This is a genomic window from Streptomyces sp. AB3(2024) (assembly GCF_041862025.1).
Taxonomy (GTDB): Bacteria; Actinomycetota; Actinomycetes; order Streptomycetales; family Streptomycetaceae; genus Streptomyces.
Map to the genome: position 1 here is coordinate 1 of NZ_JBGWAB010000159.1, position 16,492 is coordinate 16,492.

Annotated in this window: 13 protein-coding genes; 9 read left to right on the top strand and 4 right to left on the bottom strand. The window is 74.6% G+C overall.

What is annotated here, in order from left to right; all coding sequences use genetic code 11:
• Positions 1-152: 152 nt before the first annotated feature.
• From ACEPPI_RS35970 to ACEPPI_RS35980, 3 genes are read right to left on the bottom strand one after another with little or no spacing between them, the layout of a single operon-like run.
• Complete coding sequence (locus ACEPPI_RS35970; RefSeq protein WP_373919462.1) at positions 153-383, bottom strand: hypothetical protein; 231 nt, start codon at positions 381-383, stop codon at positions 153-155.
• A gap of 20 nt (positions 384-403) precedes the next feature.
• Positions 404-2,398, bottom strand: a complete 1,995-nt coding sequence (locus ACEPPI_RS35975) for a 4-alpha-glucanotransferase (protein ID WP_373919463.1) — start codon at positions 2,396-2,398, stop codon at positions 404-406.
• Between the two features lie 41 nt (positions 2,399-2,439).
• Positions 2,440-2,679, bottom strand: coding sequence for a hypothetical protein (locus tag ACEPPI_RS35980; RefSeq protein ID WP_373919464.1), 240 nt, complete (start codon positions 2,677-2,679; stop codon positions 2,440-2,442).
• Between the two features lie 200 nt (positions 2,680-2,879).
• Between ACEPPI_RS35980 and ACEPPI_RS35985 the strand changes: the two genes are divergently transcribed.
• Positions 2,880-5,870 (top strand): beta-N-acetylglucosaminidase domain-containing protein, encoded by a 2,991-nt coding sequence (locus ACEPPI_RS35985; protein ID WP_373919465.1) that lies wholly within the window; start codon positions 2,880-2,882, stop codon positions 5,868-5,870.
• Positions 5,871-5,884: 14 nt separating this feature from the next.
• On the opposite strand, the gene ACEPPI_RS35990 is transcribed toward ACEPPI_RS35985, so the two are convergent.
• On the bottom strand, positions 5,885-6,421 hold the full coding sequence (locus ACEPPI_RS35990; protein ID WP_373919466.1) for an HNH endonuclease: 537 nt from the start codon (positions 6,419-6,421) through the stop codon (positions 5,885-5,887).
• Positions 6,422-6,684: 263 nt separating this feature from the next.
• Here ACEPPI_RS35990 and ACEPPI_RS35995 point away from each other — a divergent pair, with 263 nt between their 5' ends.
• From ACEPPI_RS35995 to ACEPPI_RS36030, 8 genes are all read left to right on the top strand, one after another.
• Complete coding sequence (locus ACEPPI_RS35995; RefSeq protein ID WP_373919467.1) at positions 6,685-7,755, top strand: mechanosensitive ion channel family protein; 1,071 nt, start codon at positions 6,685-6,687, stop codon at positions 7,753-7,755.
• A gap of 220 nt (positions 7,756-7,975) precedes the next feature.
• Positions 7,976-9,208, top strand: a complete 1,233-nt coding sequence (locus tag ACEPPI_RS36000) for an ROK family transcriptional regulator (RefSeq protein WP_373919468.1) — start codon at positions 7,976-7,978, stop codon at positions 9,206-9,208.
• Between the two features lie 83 nt (positions 9,209-9,291).
• Positions 9,292-10,629 carry an extracellular solute-binding protein gene (locus ACEPPI_RS36005; protein ID WP_373919469.1) on the top strand — a complete coding sequence of 446 codons (1,338 nt, stop codon included), beginning with the start codon at positions 9,292-9,294 and terminating at the stop codon, positions 10,627-10,629.
• A 4-nt stretch (positions 10,630-10,633) separates the two neighbouring features.
• A complete protein-coding gene (locus ACEPPI_RS36010; RefSeq protein ID WP_373919470.1) occupies positions 10,634-11,575 on the top strand; it encodes a carbohydrate ABC transporter permease in 942 nt (313 codons plus the stop codon).
• 1 nt (position 11,576) lies between these two features.
• Entirely contained in the window at positions 11,577-12,491 is a 915-nt protein-coding gene (locus ACEPPI_RS36015) for a carbohydrate ABC transporter permease (RefSeq protein ID WP_373919474.1), read from the top strand.
• Positions 12,492-12,496: 5 nt separating this feature from the next.
• On the top strand, positions 12,497-13,762 hold the full coding sequence (locus ACEPPI_RS36020; protein ID WP_373919471.1) for a 6-phospho-beta-glucosidase: 1,266 nt from the start codon (positions 12,497-12,499) through the stop codon (positions 13,760-13,762).
• A complete protein-coding gene (locus ACEPPI_RS36025) occupies positions 13,753-14,769 on the top strand; it encodes an N-acetylglucosamine kinase (protein ID WP_373919472.1) in 1,017 nt (338 codons plus the stop codon). Before ACEPPI_RS36020 ends, ACEPPI_RS36025 begins: the two co-directional genes overlap by 10 nt.
• Before the next feature lie 198 nt (positions 14,770-14,967).
• Positions 14,968-16,383 (top strand): hypothetical protein, encoded by a 1,416-nt coding sequence (locus tag ACEPPI_RS36030; RefSeq protein WP_373919473.1) that lies wholly within the window; start codon positions 14,968-14,970, stop codon positions 16,381-16,383.
• The last annotated feature ends 109 nt before the right edge of the window (positions 16,384-16,492 follow it).

Sequence of the window (16,492 nt, forward strand, 5' to 3'; positions counted from 1 at the left end):
CCCCCCCCCCCCCCCCCCCCCCCCCCCCCCCCCCCCCCCCCCCCCCCCCCCCCCCCCCCCCCCCCCCCCCCCCCCCCCCCCCCCCCCCCCCCCCCCCGGAAGTCTTCAGGAGTGGCGCCGCCCCGTCGGGCCGGCCCACGTCCGTTCTGGTGTTACTGCTGCTTGCGCGACTTGTCGCCGACGATCACGAGACCCGCGATGACCAGGAACAGCACGATCGGCAGGGCCACGTAGAGGCCGAGCGTCTCGCCAATGCTCAGGCCCGGACCCGGGTCGTCGCCGTCGTCGCGGGTGAGCGCGAGGGCGGGAGACGTCATCAGCAGCATCATCAGCGTCGATCCGGCCGTGACGGCGCCGGCGCGCAGAGCGTTCTTCTTGTCCACGGTGCCAAAGTAGCGAACACCTAAAGCGGGCGCGCGCCCGGGGGTGCCGTACGGGTCCACGCCCCCTCCCGCACCGCGCTCAGCAGGGCGTTCGCCCGGGGCGAGGCGGTCAGCGCCTCCAGGGTCAGCGGCCGGCCCGCCTCGTCCGCGACCGGCAGCCGCCAGTTGGGGTACTGGTCCCAGGTGCCCGGCAGGTTCTGCGGCCGCCGGTCCCCCACCGCGTCCGGCAGCCACACGCCGACCAGCCGGGCGGGCGTGCGCAGCAGGAAGGCGTACAGGGCCTGCACGGCGGCCTCTTCGCCCTTGGTCTCCAGCCCGAGCCCGTCCAGTACCCGCAGCCACTGCGCGGTGTCGGCGGCGTCCTCGGCCCGCTCCCGCTCCGGCGGCCGGGTCAGCAGGCCGAGCCGGTCGCGCAGTTCGACGTGCGCCCCGGCCAGTTTCGCCGCGCTGGGCGGCAGGTCGTGGGTGGTGGCGGTGGCGAGGCAGTCCTCCCGCCAGGCCCCGGGCGGCAGTGGATCGCCGTCGCCGGACCAGTCCCGCTCGAACCACAGCACGGAGGTGCCCAGGATCCCGCGCCGGGCCAGCGCGCGCCGCACCCGCGGCTCCACCGTCCCCAGGTCCTCCCCGACCACCGGCGCCCCGGCCCGATGGGCCTCCAGCACCAGGACGGCCAGCATCGCCTCGCCGTCGTAGGAGACGTACGTGCCCTCGGCGGGCGGGGCCCCCTCGGGGATCCACCAGAGCCGGAACAGGCCCATGACGTGGTCGACGCGCACCGCGCCCGCGTAGCGGAACACCCCGCGCAGCAGGTCCCGGAAGGGCGCGTACGCGGACTCCTCCAGGGCGTCGGGCCGCCAGGGCGGCAGCCCCCAGTCCTGGCCCCGCGCGTTGAAGGCGTCCGGCGGGGCACCCACCGAGACGCGGCGGGCATGGAAGGGCCCGGTCCGGGCGTCGGAGCCCTCGGGGTGCACTCCCACCGCGAGGTCGTGCACGATCCCGACCGCCATCCCGGCCTCCCGGGCGGCCCGCTGGGCGGCCGTGAGCTGCTCGTCCGTCAGCCACACCAGCCAGGCGTGGAAGTCGGCGCGCTCCGCCGGATCCTCCCCCGCGGCCGCCGCGCACCAGGCGGCGTGCCGCTCCAGCGGGGCGCCCTGCCCGGCGCGGAACTCCTCGTAGGCGGCCTGCCGTACGGGGGAACGCGGTACGGCGTACAGCAGTTCCAGGGCGGCGCGCTTGAGGTCCCAGACGGCGTCCCGGTCGATCAGGGCGCCCTTCTCCAGCACCTCCCGGCGCAGCCGCCCGCCGCGGGAGGCCAGTTCGTCGAGGGCGGCCCGCTGCGGGCAGTGCGCGTACTCGGGGACGTCCTCGACGCGCAGGTACACCGGGTCGGGGAAGCGGCGCGAGGCCGGCCGGTACGGGGAGGGGTCGGTCGGCGTGCCGGGAACGGCCGCGTGCACCGGGTTGACCTGGACGAACCCGGCGCCGTGGGTGCGGGCCGCCCAGCGGGCCAGCTCCGCCAGGTCCCCGAGGTCGCCCATGCCCCAGGAGCGCTCCGAGAGCAGCGAGTACAGCTGGACGAGGAGCCCGTGGGCCCGGCCGGGCGTGGCCGGTGCCCGGTCCGGGGCCACGATCAGGGTGGCCCCGGCGGTGCGCCCGTCGGGGGCCTCGGCGGTGAGCCGGTGGACCCCGAGGGGCAGCTCCGCGGCCCAGTCCCGCTCCGCCGCCCCGTCCTCCGGCGCCACCCTCAGCCGGGTCCCGGGCGGCAGCGCGGCCAGGGCGGCCGGGACGGCCTCACCGCGCCACTGCACCACGGTCGCCGGCAGCAGCCGTGCGGCCCGCTCCCGCTCGGCGGAGTCGGCCAGGCCCCGGACGTCCCCGGCGGTGTCGACCGGAACCCCGATCAGAGCGAGGACGGCCCGGACCGTGGCCTCGGGGACGTCGACGGTGACGTCCTCGGCTGGCTGGTAGCGGGTGGCGACGCCGTGCAGGGCCGCGAGCCGGGCGAGGTCGTCCATGGAACTCCCTTGTCGTGGGGTGGGGCGGTCCGCCCGGTGCCCTAGAGGCCCGCGGCGGACGGTGCGGGGGTGGTCGGCTCGCTCGTGAGCGGGGCCTCCTCCAGCAGCGGGGGTTCGCTGGTCAGCGGCGCGTACGCGGAGCCGGCCAGCGGGGGCTCGCTGGTGAGGGGGCCCTCGGCCGGCCCGGACGGGGCGGGCAGGTGGGCGAGCGGGGCGTGGGCACGGGCGGTGGTGCGGACGGCAGGTCGGGCGGCGGTTCGGGCGGCGGTTCGGGCGTTCATGGGAGCACTCCTTCGTGCGGGTCCGTCGGACGCGCCCATGCAACACCCCCGGTGAACACCGCAGCCATACCCAGTCGGAGGCATCGCATTCCTGGCGGATCCAGGTCAGATCACCCGCCCCGATTGACACTTCAGCCGCACGGGTGGTGGGCTCTGGCTCGTTCGTACGAGCGGGGGACGACTCGGGACGGGGAGGCTCCGTGCAGCTCAGGGGCAGGAAGCGGAGCACCGCGGCGGCGGTCGCCGTCATCGGGAGCCTGCTGGGCGGGGCGGTCGCCGCGACCCCGCAGGGCATCACCGCCACGCCGAAGACCTCCGGTACGCCGCGCCCCGACGGCGGCTCGGCCGCCGCTTCCGCCGCGGTCCCCGTACCGTTGCTCGACCCGGGCTCCGATCCCCCGCGAACCGCCGCCGAGGGGCCCGCCGTGTGGCCCCGGCCGCAGTCGGCGGTCGCCGATCCGGGGCGGGAGCTGCCGGTGGGGGCGGAGGCCGTGCTGGTCGCGCCGCACGACGTGGACCCGTACGCCGCCGAGGTGGTGCGCACCGCCCTGCGCGGGGCGGGCGTACGGACCCTGCACGAGCGGACCCCCGGGGCCGCGCTGCCCGAACGGGCCCTCGTCGTACGGCTCCAGGGCCCCGACGCCGAGGCCGCGCTGCGCTCCCTCGGCGCGGCCCCGGCCGGCGACCTGCCCGACGGCGGGTACCGGCTGGCGGTGGGCCGCACCGGTGGCCGGGACACGGTCGCGCTGGCCGGGGTGGGCGAGGACGGGCTGTTCCACGCCGCGCAGACGCTGCGTCAACTGCTGGCGGCCGGGCCCGGGAAGGTGCCCGGGATGCTGGTGCGCGACTGGCCGATCGCCCCCGTGCGCGGGGTCACCGAGGGGTTCTACGGGCAGCCCTGGTCGCGGGAACAGCGGCTCGCCCAGATCGACTTCCTGGGCCGCACCAAACAGAACCGCCTGCTGCTGGCCCCCGGCGACGACCCGTACCGCACGACGGGCTGGCGCGACCCCTACCCGCCGGAGCGGCAGGAGGAGTTCCGGGCCCTGGCGGAACGGGCCCGCGCCAACCGGGTGGTCCTCGGCTGGGCGGTGTCCCCGGGGCAGTCCATGTGCCTGGCCTCGGCGGACGAGCGCGCGGCGCTGCTGCGCAAGGTGGACGCCATGTGGGAGCTGGGCATCCGGGCCTTCCAGCTGCAGTTCCAGGACGTCAGCTACACGGAGTGGGGCTGCCGGGCCGACCGGGTCCGGTACGGCACGGGTCCCGCGGCGGCGGCGAAGGCGCACGCGGAGGTCGCGGGCGAACTGGCGGCGCACCTGGCCGCCCGGCACCCGGGGGCCGCACCGCTGTCGCTGCTGCCGACCGAGTACTTCCAGGACGGCGCCACCACCTACCGGACGGCGCTGGCCGGCGCACTGGACCCCCGGGTGGAGGTGGCCTGGACGGGCGTGGGCGTGGTGCCGCGCACCATCACGGGCAAGGAGCTGGCCGGAGCCCGGTCCGCGCTCGGGCACCCGCTGGTCACCATGGACAACTACCCGGTCAACGACTGGGACCCGGGCCGCATCTTCCTCGGCCCCTACGCGGGCCGCGACCCGGCGGTGGCCTCGGGCTCGGCCGGGGTGCTGGCCAACGCCATGGAACAGGGCACCCTGTCGCGGATCCCGCTGTTCACGGCGGCGGACTACGCCTGGAACCCGCGCGGCTACCGGGCCGGGGAGTCCTGGGCCGCGGCCGTGCGCGAACTGGCGGGCCCCGACCGGCGCACCCGCGAGGCACTGGCCGCCCTGGCCGGCAACACCGCCTCCTCGGGGCTCAAGCTGGAGGAGTCCGCGTACCTGAAGCCGCTGGTGGAGGAGTTCTGGCGGGCCCGCGCGGCCGGTGACCCCAAGGCGGGCGAGCGGCTGCGGGCGGCCTTCACCGTGCTGCGGGAAGCCCCGGCCCGGCTGCCCTCGTACGCCGCCGAGGCGGGCCCCTGGCTGGAGCGGCTCTCGCGCTACGGGGCCGCGGGCGAGCTGGCCGTGGACCTGCTACGGGCCGAGGCCCGCGGCGACGGGGCCGCCGCCTGGCAGGCCTCGCGGGAACTGGACGCGGCACGGCGGGCCCTGGCCGAGAAGGGCGGGGCCCGGGTGGACACATCCGTGCTGGACCCGTTCCTGAAGAGGGCGGCCGAGGAGTCCGACGGCTGGACGGGCGCGGACCGCCGGGAGGGCACCGTGGAGCACGCTCCCGGCTCCTGGACGGTCCGGCTGGACTCCGCGCGCCCGCTGTCCGCGGTCACCGTCATGACGGACCCGCCGGCCGCCGACGCGCGGGGCGCGGTCGTGGAGGTGCGGGTACCGGGCGAGGGCTGGCGCCGGATCGGCGAGGCGACCGTCTCCGGATGGACCCAGGCCGACGCGGCCGGGGTGCGCGCCGACGCCGTGCGGCTGTCGTGGACGGGCGCCGACCCGGTGGTCCACGCGGTGGTGCCGTGGTTCGCGGACGGTCCGCGGGTCCGGCTGGACCTGGCCGACGGGGCGCCGGCCGACGTGGAGATCGGTGGCGGCCCGCGGACGGTGACCGCGCAGTTGTCGGCCCTGGGACCGGGCGAGGTGCGCGGCCCGTTCACGGCGGCCCCGCCGGCCGGGGTGGCCGTCAAGGTGCCGGGGGACGTGGTGGTGCCGCGCGGCACGCGGGTGTCCGTCCCGCTGGAGGTGACGGTGCCGGCCGGCACCCCGGCCGGGACCTACGCCGTCCCGGTGGCCTTCGCCGGGGAGACGCGCACCCTGACCGTGCGGGCCGTGCCGCGCACCGGTGGCCCGGACCTGCTGCGCGGCGCACGGTCCTCCTCCTCGGCGGACGAGGACCCGCGCTTCCCGGCGTCCGCGGCGGTGGACGGCTCGGACGCCACCCGGTGGTCCTCGCCGTCGGTGGACGGCGCCTGGTGGCGGGCGGAACTGGCGGCCCCGGCCCGGATCGGGCTGCTGCGCCTGCACTGGCAGGAGGCGTACCCCTCCGCCTACCGGGTCGAGACGTCCGCCGACGGCGTGAGCTGGCGCCCGGCCGTCGCGGTGACCTCGCGGGGCGGTGTGGACACCGTCCGGCTGGACGCTCCGGACACCCGGTTCGTCCGCGTCACCTGCGACCGCCGGGCGACCCGCTTCGGCTGCAGCCTCTGGTCGGCCTCGGCCTTCTCGGTGGTCCCGTAGCCGGGTCCGCGCCCCTATGACGCGGCGACCCCGATGCGTTCCAGCGCGTCGTCCGCCCCGTACGGCTGGAGGTACGGCATCCAGCAGGGATCCCGGTGGCCCGTTCCGATGATCCGCCAGGCCAGGCCGGACGGCGGGGCGGGCTGGTGGCGCAGCCGCCAGCCGAGCTCCAGCAGGTGCCGGTCGGCCTTGACGTGGTTGCAGCGGCGGCACGCGGCGACGACGTTGTCCCAGACGTGCTGGCCGCCCCGGCTGCGCGGGATGACGTGGTCGACGCTGGTGGCGACGGCCCCGCAGTACATGCAGCGGCCACCGTCGCGGGCGAAGAGCGCGCGGCGGGTGAGTGGAACGGGCCCCCGGTAGGGGACCCGCACGAATCGCTTGAGCCGGACCACGCTGGGAGCGGGGACGGCTCTCGTCGCGCTGTGCAGAAAGGCGCCCGATTCTTCCAGGGAGACCGCTTTGTTCTCCAGGACGAGGACGAGCGCGCGGCGGAGCGGTACGACACCGAGGGGCTCGTACGACGCGTTGAGGACCAGGACGTGCGGCACGGACTGCCTCCTTGTACGCCGGCGGCGCGTGGCTCGCGCCGGGACGATCTGCTCTCCAGTCTCCCCTTACGGCTGGTCGAAGCGCCACCACGCGCCCGTAACGGGTCCGAGGTGTTTTCGACCACATCCCCTGTCATCCCCCGGCGAGTCGGGTCTCTCCCTCGAACACGGCAACGGGGTCGGGCCCGTGCCCCGTTAGTGTGGTTGGTCTGTCCCGCACCCACGTCCCGCGGGCAGACCGCTATGCCTGGAGGTTCCCCGCCGTGCCCTCGCCCGCCACCCTGCTCCCCCTGGCAGCGAACACCACCGACGACGCCGCCGAGAGCGTGACCAACGCCGCGAGCTTCATCGAGGAGAACTGGGCCACCTGGCTGAGCATCGGCCTGCGCATCCTGCTGATCGTCGTGATAGCGGCGCTGCTGCGTTCGGTGGTCCGCAAGGCCCTGACCAAGCTCATAAGCCGGATGAACACCAGTGCCGAGGCCGTCGAGGGCACCGCGCTGGGCGGGCTGCTGGTCAATGCCGAGCGGCGGCGCCAGCGGTCCGAGGCGATCGGTTCGGTGCTGCGGTCGGTGGCCTCGTTCCTGATCCTCGGCACGGCGGCGCTGATGGTGCTGGCCGCCCTGAAGATCGACCTGGCCCCGCTGCTGGCGAGTGCCGGTGTGGCGGGTGTCGCGATCGGTTTCGGTGCCCGCAACCTGGTGACGGACTTCCTCTCCGGTGTGTTCATGATCATGGAGGACCAGTACGGCGTCGGTGACAAGATCGACGCCGGGGTGGCCTCCGGCGAGGTGATCGAGGTCGGACTGCGCGTGACGAAGCTGCGCGGCGACAACGGTGAGATCTGGTACGTCCGCAACGGCGAGATCAAGCGGATCGGCAACCTCAGCCAGGGCTGGGCCACCGCCGGCGTGGCCGTGCAGGTCAAGCCGACGGAGAACCTCGCGCACATCCGCCGGGTGGTCCAGGAGGTCGCGGACTCGCTGGCGAAGGAGTCCCCGTGGGACGAGCGCCTGTGGGGGCCGGTGGAGGTGCTGGGCCTGGACGAGGTGCTGCTGGCCTCGATGACGGTGAAGGTGTCGGCGAAGACCATGCCGGGCCAGCAGTTCGCCGTGGAGCGCGAGCTGCGCTGGCGGATCAAGGAGGCCTTCGACGCCGCCGGCATCCGGATCATCGGCGGCCTGCCGGACTCCTCCGAGCCGGAGGAGACCCCGGATCCGGCCGCCTCCGTCGCCCCGCCCTCGGCACTGGCCAACCCGTCCTCCCCGCAGTCCATGGCCACCAATCCGATCCCGGCGCCGGCCTCGCCCGGCGGCCCCCGGATCTCCAAGTAGTCCCGCACGCCCCTCACGCTCCACCGCTGCCCCGCCGGTCGCCACCCGCTGCCCCGCCGGTCGCCACCGGCGGGGCAGCGGCGTCCGCGCACCGCTTCCGCGCCCCGGCACCGGCCGCGGCGCTGCCGTGGACACCGCGCCCGGCACCGCCATTGACACGGCTCAGACGCCAATAGGAAACTTACCTAACAGTTCACCTCGGTGAGGGAGACCCAGCCCCATGCCCGCCGCCACGCCCGGAACCCCCAGCCTGCTGCGCGCCATGAACGACCGCGCCGCCCTGGAGCTGCTGCTGACGCACGGCCCGCTCTCCCGGACCCGGATCGGGCATCTGACCGGCCTCTCCAAGCCCACCGCCTCGCAGTTGCTCGCCCGCCTGGAGGCCGCCGGGCTGGTCGTGGCCACCGGCACCGACGGCGGCCGCCCCGGGCCGAACGCCCAGCTCTACGCCCTCAACGCGCGCGCCGCCCACGTCGGCGGGCTCGACGTGACCCCCGAGGGGGTGGTCGCGGCCGTCGCCGATCTGAGCGGCACCGTCGTCGGCTGCTTCGAGCTGCCCTACGCCGAGGGAGCCGAAGCCGTCGCACAGGTCACCACGGCCCTCGACGGCGCCGTCGCGGCCGCCGGACTCCACCGCGACGACCTGCACCGCGTCGTCATCGCCACCCCGGGCGCCTTCGACCCGCAGACCGGCCGGCTGCGCTACGCCAGCCACCTCCCCGGCTGGCACTCCCCCACCCTGCTCGACGAACTGGCCGCGGCGCTGCCCGTGCCGGTCGAGTACGAGAACGACGTGAACCTCGCCGCCGTCGCCGAGCAGCGCCTCGGCGCGGCCCGCGGCCACGAGGACTTCGTCCTGCTCTGGAACGAGGAGGGCCTCGGCGCCGCCCTGGTGCTCGGCGGCCGGCTGCACCGCGGCTGGACCGGCGGCGCCGGCGAGGTCGGGTTCCTGCCCGTCCCCGGACACCCCCTGGTCCGGCAGGTCACGCGGGTCAACTCCGGCGGCTACCAGGAGCTGGCCGGCGCCCAGGTACTGCCCCGGCTCGCCCGCGAACACGGCGTCGAGGTCCCCGCGCAGACCGGCGCGGAGACCGGGTCCGGCGCCGCCGCGCCGGGGCCCCAGGTGGCCGCCGCGGTGGCCCTGCTGCGGCGGGCCGCCGCCGAACCCGAGGGGCCCCACCTGGACTTCCTGCGGTCCTACGCCACCGTCCTCGCCACCGGACTCGCCTCGCTGGTCGCCGTACTCGACCCGGAGCTCGTGGTCCTGTCCGGGGCCGCGATCAGCGCGGGCGGCGACCCCCTGCGCACCCTCCTGCGGGACGAGCTCGCCGAACTCGCGCCCTCCCGGCCCCGGCTGGTGGCCGGCGAGGTGCGCGAACGGCCCGTCCTGCGCGGCGCCCTGGAGAGCGCCCTGGCCGCCACCCGTGAGGAAGTCTTCGACACCTCCCGCTGACCCCGCCCCCCTCCCCCGCGCCCCTCAGCCCCCTCACCGGCACCTCCCACCGGAAGTTCCTCCCCCAGAGAGCGAGCACCGTCATGCCCAGAACCGGACGACGAACGACCACCGCGGCCACCCTCCTGGCCACCCTCTCCGTACTCGCCACCTCCTGTACGGGCCAGAGCGTCGGCACCGCCTCCGACGACCCGAAGGCGGACGTCACCCTGAAGTTCTGGCACGGCTGGGCCGCGCCCTCCGAGGTGAAGGCGATCGAGGAGAACATCTCCCGCTTCGAGAAGGCGCACCCGAACATCAAGGTCGAGGTCACCGGCGACATGACCGACGCCAAGGTCAACCAGGCGCTGCGCGCGGGCGGGGACAAGGCCCCCGACGTGGTCTCCTCCTTCAGCACCGACAGCGTCGGCACGTTCTGCAACTCCGGCGCCTTCGCCGATCTGAACCCCTTCCTCCTCAAGTCCGGGATCGACAAGGCGAAGGTCTTCCCCAAGACCCTGCTGGAGTACACGCAGTTCAAGGGCGACCAGTGCACGCTCCCGCTGCTGCACGACGCCTACGGCCTCGTCTACAACAAGACCGCCTTCGCGGCCGCGGGGATCACCGAACCCCCCAAGACCTGGAGCCAGTTCGCCGCGGACGCCCAGGCCCTGACCAAGTCCAACGGGGACTCGTACGACCAACTCGGCGTGATGCCCACCTTCCACGGCTACGAGACCACCCCGATGCGCCTGGCCGCGCAGTGGAGCCCCACCTACTTCGCCGCCGACGGCAGCTCCAACCTGGCCAAGGACCCGGCCTTCGCGAAGATGCTGACCGCCCAGAAGGACCTGGTGGCCAAGCTCGGCGGCTACGAGAAGCTGGAGAGATACCGGGCCGGCTTCGGCGACGAGTGGAGCACCGAACACCCCTTCAACAAGGGCAAGGTGGCCATGCAGATCGACGGCGAATGGCGCGTCGCCATGGCCGAGGAGGCCGGGGTCGGCTTCGAGGTCGCCACCGCCCCGCTGCCCGTACCGGACGACCAGGTGGGCGACTACGGCAAGGGCTACCTCTCCGGAACGATCATGGGCATCTCCTCCACGAGCCGCAAGCAGAACGCAGCCTGGGAGCTGGTGAAGTACATGACCACCGACACCGGGGCAGTCGTCGCCTTCGCCAACTCCATCCACAACCTGCCCTCCACGCTGGCCGCGCTGGAGTCCCCGGACCTCAAGGTGACCCCCGCGCTGAAGACCTTCATGGACATCGCCCGGCACGCGAAGTCGAACACCACCCCGGCCCAGCCGGACGGCGGCACCTACCAGCTGACCCTCCAGGACTTCGCGTACCGGTTCGAAAAGGGCGACGTGCCCGACCTCCAGGCCGGTCTCGCCGCCACCGACCGGCAGATCGACACCGACATCGCGAAGGCGAAGTAGCCCGGTGGCCCCGCACACCCCGCGGGCCAAGCGGCGCCGGGCAGCCCTGCGGACCGCCGCGTTCATGTCGCCCTGGCTGATCGGCTTCGCCGTCTTCTTCGCCTACCCGCTGCTGTCCACCCTGTGCTTCTCCTTCACCCGCTACGACGGATTCCGCCCGCCCGTCTTCAACGGCCTGGCCAACTGGAGCTACGTCTTCACCGACTATCCGCTCTTCTGGCCGGCCATGCGCAACACGCTCTGGCTGGTGGTCGTCATGGTGAGCTGCCGGGTCGTCTTCGGCCTCGGTGTCGGCCTGCTCATCACGAAGATCAAGACCGGGGCGGGGATCTTCCGCACCCTGTTCTACCTGCCCTACCTGGCCCCGCCGGTGGCCGCGACCCTCGCCTTCGTCTTCCTCCTCAACCCCGGCACCGGCCCCGTCAACACCCTGCTCGACGGCATGGGGCTGCCGACGCCCGGCTGGTTCACCGACGCCGCCTGGTCCAAGCCCGCGCTCACCGCCCTCGCGCTGTGGGGGGTCGGGGACCTGATGGTGATCTTCATGGCCGCGCTGCTCGACGTACCGAAGGAGCAGTACGAGGCCGCCGAGCTGGACGGCGCAGGCGCCTGGGCCCGCTTCCGGCACATCACCCTGCCGAACATCTCCCCGATCGTCCTGTTCGCCGTGGTCACCGGGGTCATCCAGGCCATGCAGTACTACACGCAGCCGCTGGTCGCCGGGAAGGTGGCCGCCGGGATCATCGGCGGCTCGGGCCAGCAGTTCGAACCGGGCTACCCCGACAAGTCCACCCTGACCCTGCCCCAGCTCGTCTACAACGTCGGCTTCCAGCGCTTCGACTACGGAGCCGCCTGCGTCGTCGCCCTGGTGCTGTTCGCCCTCTCCATGGCCTTCACCGCGCTCCTGATGCGCCGCCGTGGCGGACTGATCGGAGCCGGTGACTGAGATGACCCTGACCGAGACGGACCTGCCCGAAAAGGGCCCCCGCACCCGGCCGCCCGCCGACGAACCGGCGCCGACGGGCCGGCCGCGCACCCGCGGGGCCGTCCTGCACTGGATCGCCGTCCACGCCCTCGCGGTGGCCGCCGCCCTGTTCTTCGTCCTCCCCTTCGTCTTCCTCTTCCTCACCTCCCTGATGAGCGACCACCAGGCGCTCACCCGCGACCTGTGGCCGCGCACCTGGGAGTGGGGCAACTACGCCCAGGTCTGGAACACCCCCGGGTTCCTCATCTGGTGGCGCAACACCCTCCTGTACGCGGGCCTCGGCACCCTGCTCACCGTGGTCTCCTCGCTGCCCGTCGCCTACGCCCTCGCCAAGTTCCGCTTCCGCGGCCGGCGGCTCGCGCTGCTGCTGGTGATCGCCATGATGATGCTGCCGCCGCAGGTGGTCGTCATCCCCATGTACCTCTTCTGGGCCAAGCAGCTCGACCTCTCCGGCACCCTGTGGCCGCTGATCGTCCCGATGGCCTTCGGCGACGCCTTCTCCATCTTCCTGCTCCGCCAGTTCCTGCTCACCATCCCCGACGAATACCTCGACGCCGCCCGGGTCGACGGCTGCGGCGAGCTGCGCACCCTGCTGCGGGTGGTGCTGCCCATGGCCAAGCCGGGCATCGCCGCCGTCGCTCTGTTCCAGTTCTTCTACGCCTGGAACGACTACTTCGGCCCCCAGATCTACGCTTCCGACAACCCGGCCGCCTGGACCCTCAGCTACGGCCTGGAGTCCTTCAAGGGCGCGCACCAAACCAACTGGAACCTCACCATGGCGGCGACCGTGCTCGTCATGGCCCCGGTGATCGTCCTCTTCTTCTTCGCCCAGAAGGCGTTCGTCGAAGGCGTCACCCTGACCGGAGTGAAAGGCTAGGCCCGATGAAACTCGCAGTGGTGGGCGGCGGTTCCACCTACACGCCCGAACTGATCGACGGCTTCGCGCGCCTGCGCGACGCCCTGCCGGTCACCGAACTGGTGCTCATCGACCCCGCCGCCGAACGGCTGGAGCTGATCGGCGGCCTGGCCCGGCGGATCCTCGCCCGCCAGGGCCACCCGGGCGTCGTCACCACCACCAGCGACCTCGACGCCGGAGTGGCCGGGGCCGACGCGGTCCTGCTGCAACTGCGCGTCGGCGGGCAGGCCGCCCGGCTCCGGGACGAGACCTGGCCGCTGGAGTGCGGCTGCGTCGGCCAGGAGACCACCGGCGCGGGCGGCCTGGCCAAGGCCCTGCGCACCGTCCCCGTGGTGCTGGACATCGCCGAACGGGTCCGCCGGAGCGCCCCCGACGCCTGGATCATCGACTTCACCAACCCCGTCGGGATCGTCACCCGGGCCCTGCTCGGGGCCGGCCACAAGGCGGTCGGACTGTGCAACGTCGCCATCGGTCTCCAGCGGAAGTTCGCCGCGCTGCTGGACGTGGCCCCCGCCGAGGTCCACCTCGACCACGTCGGGCTCAACCACCTCACCTGGGAGACGGGCGTACGCCTCGGCGGCCCCGACGGCACCGACGTGCTGCCCCGGCTGCTGGCCGGGCACGGCGACGCCGTCGCCGCCGACCTGCGCCTGCCGCGCGCCCTCCTGGACCGGCTCGGCGTCGTGCCCTCGTACTACCTGCGCTACTTCTACGCCCACGACGAGGTGGTCCGGGAACTGGGCGAGAAGCCCTCCCGGGCCGCCGAGGTCGCCGCGATGGAGAAGGAACTCCTCGCCCTGTACGGGGACCCCGCGCTCGACGAGAAGCCCGCGCTGCTGGCCAAGCGGGGCGGCGCGTTCTACTCGGAGGCCGCCGTGGACCTGGCCGCGGCCCTGCTGGGCGACGGCGGTCCCTCCGTGCAGGTGGTCAACACCCGCAACGACGGCACCCTGCCCTTCCTGCCCGACGACGCCGTCATCGAGGTCCAGGCCCGCGTCGACGGCTCCGGTCCCGTACCGCTGCCCGTGCCCCGCCTGGACCCCCTGTTCGCCGGACTGACCTCGCACGTGAGCGCGTACGAGGACCTCGCGCTCGACGCGGCGCTGCGCGGCGGACGCGAGCGGGTCTTCAAGGCGCTCCTCGCGCATCCGCTGGTCGGGCAGTACGACCTCGCCGAGGGGCTGACCGACCGGCTGCTCGCACACAACAAGGAGCACCTGCCATGGGCGTGACCGGCGCGACCGGCGCGACCGGCCCCTCGGCGGCCGTCCTCGCCATCGACGCGGGCAACAGCAAGACCGACGTGGCCCTGATCGGCACCGACGGCACCGTCCTCGGCACCGGGCGCTCGGGGGGCTTCCAGCCGCCCCGGGTCGGGATCGAGGCGGCCGTGGACGTGCTCGCGCGGGCCGTCGCGGAGGCCGCCGGGGCCGCCGGGCTGCGGCCCGGCGCGCCCTGCGCCGACCTCGTCTCGGCCTGTCTGGCCAACGCCGACCTGCCGGTGGAGGAACGGCAGCTCACCGCCGCGGTCGGCGCGCGGGGCTGGGGCGCGCGGACCGAGGTGCGCAACGACACCTTCGCGATCCTGCGGGCGGGACTGTCCGGCGCGGACCTGCCGCGCGGGGTCGCGGTGGTGTGCGGGGCGGGGATCAACTGCGTCGGCATGCTGCCCGACGGCCGGACCGCCCGCTTCCCCGCCCTCGGGGTGATCTCCGGCGACTGGGGCGGCGGGGGCGGCCTGGCGGAGGACGCCATGTGGTGGGCGGCGCGGGCCGAGGACGGACGCGGCGGCCCCACCGGCCTCGCGCAGGCCCTGCCCGCGCACTTCGGGCTGGCCTCGATGGCCGCGCTGATCGAGGCCCTCCACCTGGGCACGGTGGCCCGCGGGCGCATGCACGAACTGGTACCGGTGCTGTTCGCGGTGGCGGCCGCGGGCGACCCGGTGGCCTCGGCGATCGTGGAACGACAGGCCGGCGAGGTGGTGGCGCTGGCCACGGTGGCGCTGGAGCGGCTGGGACTGCTGCGGGAGGACGCGCCGGTGCTGCTGGGCGGCAGCGTCCTCGCGGCCCGGCACCCGCAGCTCAACGACCGGATCGGGGAACTCCTCGCCGCCCGGGCCCCGCTGGCCCGGCTCTCGGTGGTGACGGCCCCGCCGGTCCTGGGCGCCGCCCTCCTCGGCCTGGACTCCGTCGACGCCCCGCCCGAGGCCCACGCGAAGCTCCGTGCCCACTTCGGGTGAACCCGCCTCCCGGGCGGGCGAGTCGGGAACCGCAGGGCGTGGCGCGGCGTATTGAGGGGGAAGGGGGGACGGAAAAACCGCGGGGGCGGCAGGGGGCGCACGGGGCGTCGGATCGCCCAAGATCGGGCTCCGGGTGCTGTGGTCGGGCGCCACTACGGCCATACTGCTCCGGAGCAGAGGACCGAGGGGGAGGTCACGGTGGCCATCACGACACGCGCGGCCGCGCCCGGGAGCGCCGCCTCCGGGCTGCCCGCCGGGCCGGACGCGGGACCGCCCGCGCCGGCGGGGCCGCCGGGGCGGAGCACCGCCTGGGCTGAGGGCGTGGAGCGGCTGCGCGCCGCGGCCACGACCGAGCCGGGCCGGCTGCGCATCATCGGTGCGGTGCTGGCCGCCCTGGTCGTCCTGTTCGGCACGGTCGCCGTGTGGGAGGTCTCCGGCCGGGTCACCGCCGCGGACGACGTGGTGGGCCGCAGCCAGCCGCTGAGCGCGGACGCGGCGAGCATCTACCGCTCCCTCGCGGACGCCGACACGGCCTCCTCCAGCGGCTTCCTGGCGGGCGCCCAGGAGCCCCGCGAAGTGCGCCTGCGCTACGAGAAGGACATCGCCAACGCCTCGCGGCTGCTGGTGAGCGCCGCCGCGAACACCGGCGCGGGCGGGGACTCCCGCAAGGAGATCGCCCTCCTCGGCGAGCAGCTGCCCCGCTACACGGGCCTGATCGAGCAGGCCCGCGCGACCAACCGGCAGGGCCTGCCGCTCGGCGGCGCCTATCTGCGCTACGCCAACGAGCAGATGAGCACGGTCCTGCTGCCCGCCGCGCAGCGCCTGTACGCGGCGGAGACCGGCCGGCTCTACACGGACTACGACGAGGCCCGCTCCTGGCCCCTGGCCTCGACCGGTGCGGGGTTGCTGGCCCTCGCCGCCCTGGTGTGGGCCCAGCGCCGCAACTACCTGCGCACCCACCGGGTCTTCAACCACGGACTGCTCGCCGCGACGGTCGCCGCCGCCGTCGTGCTGTTGTGGCTGACGGTCGGCCAGACGCTCGCCCGGTCGGGGCTGAGCGAGGCGCGGACCGACGGCCAGGAGTCGCTGAAGGTGCTCAACGACGCGCGGATCGCCTCGCTCCAGGCGCGGGCCAACGAGAACCTGACCCTGATCGCGCGGGGCGCCGTACTGGCCGCGGACAAGAAGTCCGACAAGTACGACGTGGACTACGAGAAGAACATGAAACAGCTCGACGAGGGGCTGGCGCGGGCCCTGCGCCTGGCCGACGACACGAGCGGCCGCGCGCCCGTCTCGCAGGCCGTGGCCGGTGTGGCGCAGTGGAAGCAGCGGCACGCGGCGGCCCGGGAATCGGACATGAAGGGCGACTACGAGCTCGCCCTTCCCCAGGTCATCGGGGACGAGCGGCACCCGGACAGCAGCGGGGCCTCGTTCGACACGGTGGACGCCTCCCTGGAACGGGCCGTGGCGCACGAGCAGAACCAGTTCACCCGGGCCGCCCGGGGCGGGCTCGGCGCACTGGGCGGGCTGATCACGGGCTCGGCGGCGCTGGCGGCCGTCGGCGCGGCCGCCGCCCTCCTCGGCATCGGTCGCAGGCTTTCGGAGTACAGGTGAGATCGATGCGGATACGGCGGACACGGGCGGGGCACGAGGCGGCGTCGGCCACGGCCGGGGCGGCGGCCGGAGCACCCTCCGGGGCCGGGGCGCCCGGGGCGGTCCGGCC

What these genes read in the sequence shown, in the direction of transcription:
- ACEPPI_RS35975 (WP_373919463.1), bottom strand. Translation starts at nt 2,398, where the DNA reads ATGGACGACCTCGCCCGGCTCGCGGCCCTGCACGGCGTCGCCACCCGC.
- ACEPPI_RS35980 (WP_373919464.1), bottom strand. Translation starts at nt 2,679, where the DNA reads ATGAACGCCCGAACCGCCGCCCGAACCGCCGCCCGACCTGCCGTCCGC.
- ACEPPI_RS36015 (WP_373919474.1), top strand. Translation starts at nt 11,577, where the DNA reads ATGACCCTGACCGAGACGGACCTGCCCGAAAAGGGCCCCCGCACCCGG.
- ACEPPI_RS36000 (WP_373919468.1), top strand. Translation starts at nt 7,976, where the DNA reads ATGCCCGCCGCCACGCCCGGAACCCCCAGCCTGCTGCGCGCCATGAAC.
- ACEPPI_RS36020 (WP_373919471.1), top strand. Translation starts at nt 12,497, where the DNA reads ATGAAACTCGCAGTGGTGGGCGGCGGTTCCACCTACACGCCCGAACTG.
- ACEPPI_RS36025 (WP_373919472.1), top strand. Translation starts at nt 13,753, where the DNA reads ATGGGCGTGACCGGCGCGACCGGCGCGACCGGCCCCTCGGCGGCCGTC.
- ACEPPI_RS36005 (WP_373919469.1), top strand. Translation starts at nt 9,292, where the DNA reads ATGCCCAGAACCGGACGACGAACGACCACCGCGGCCACCCTCCTGGCC.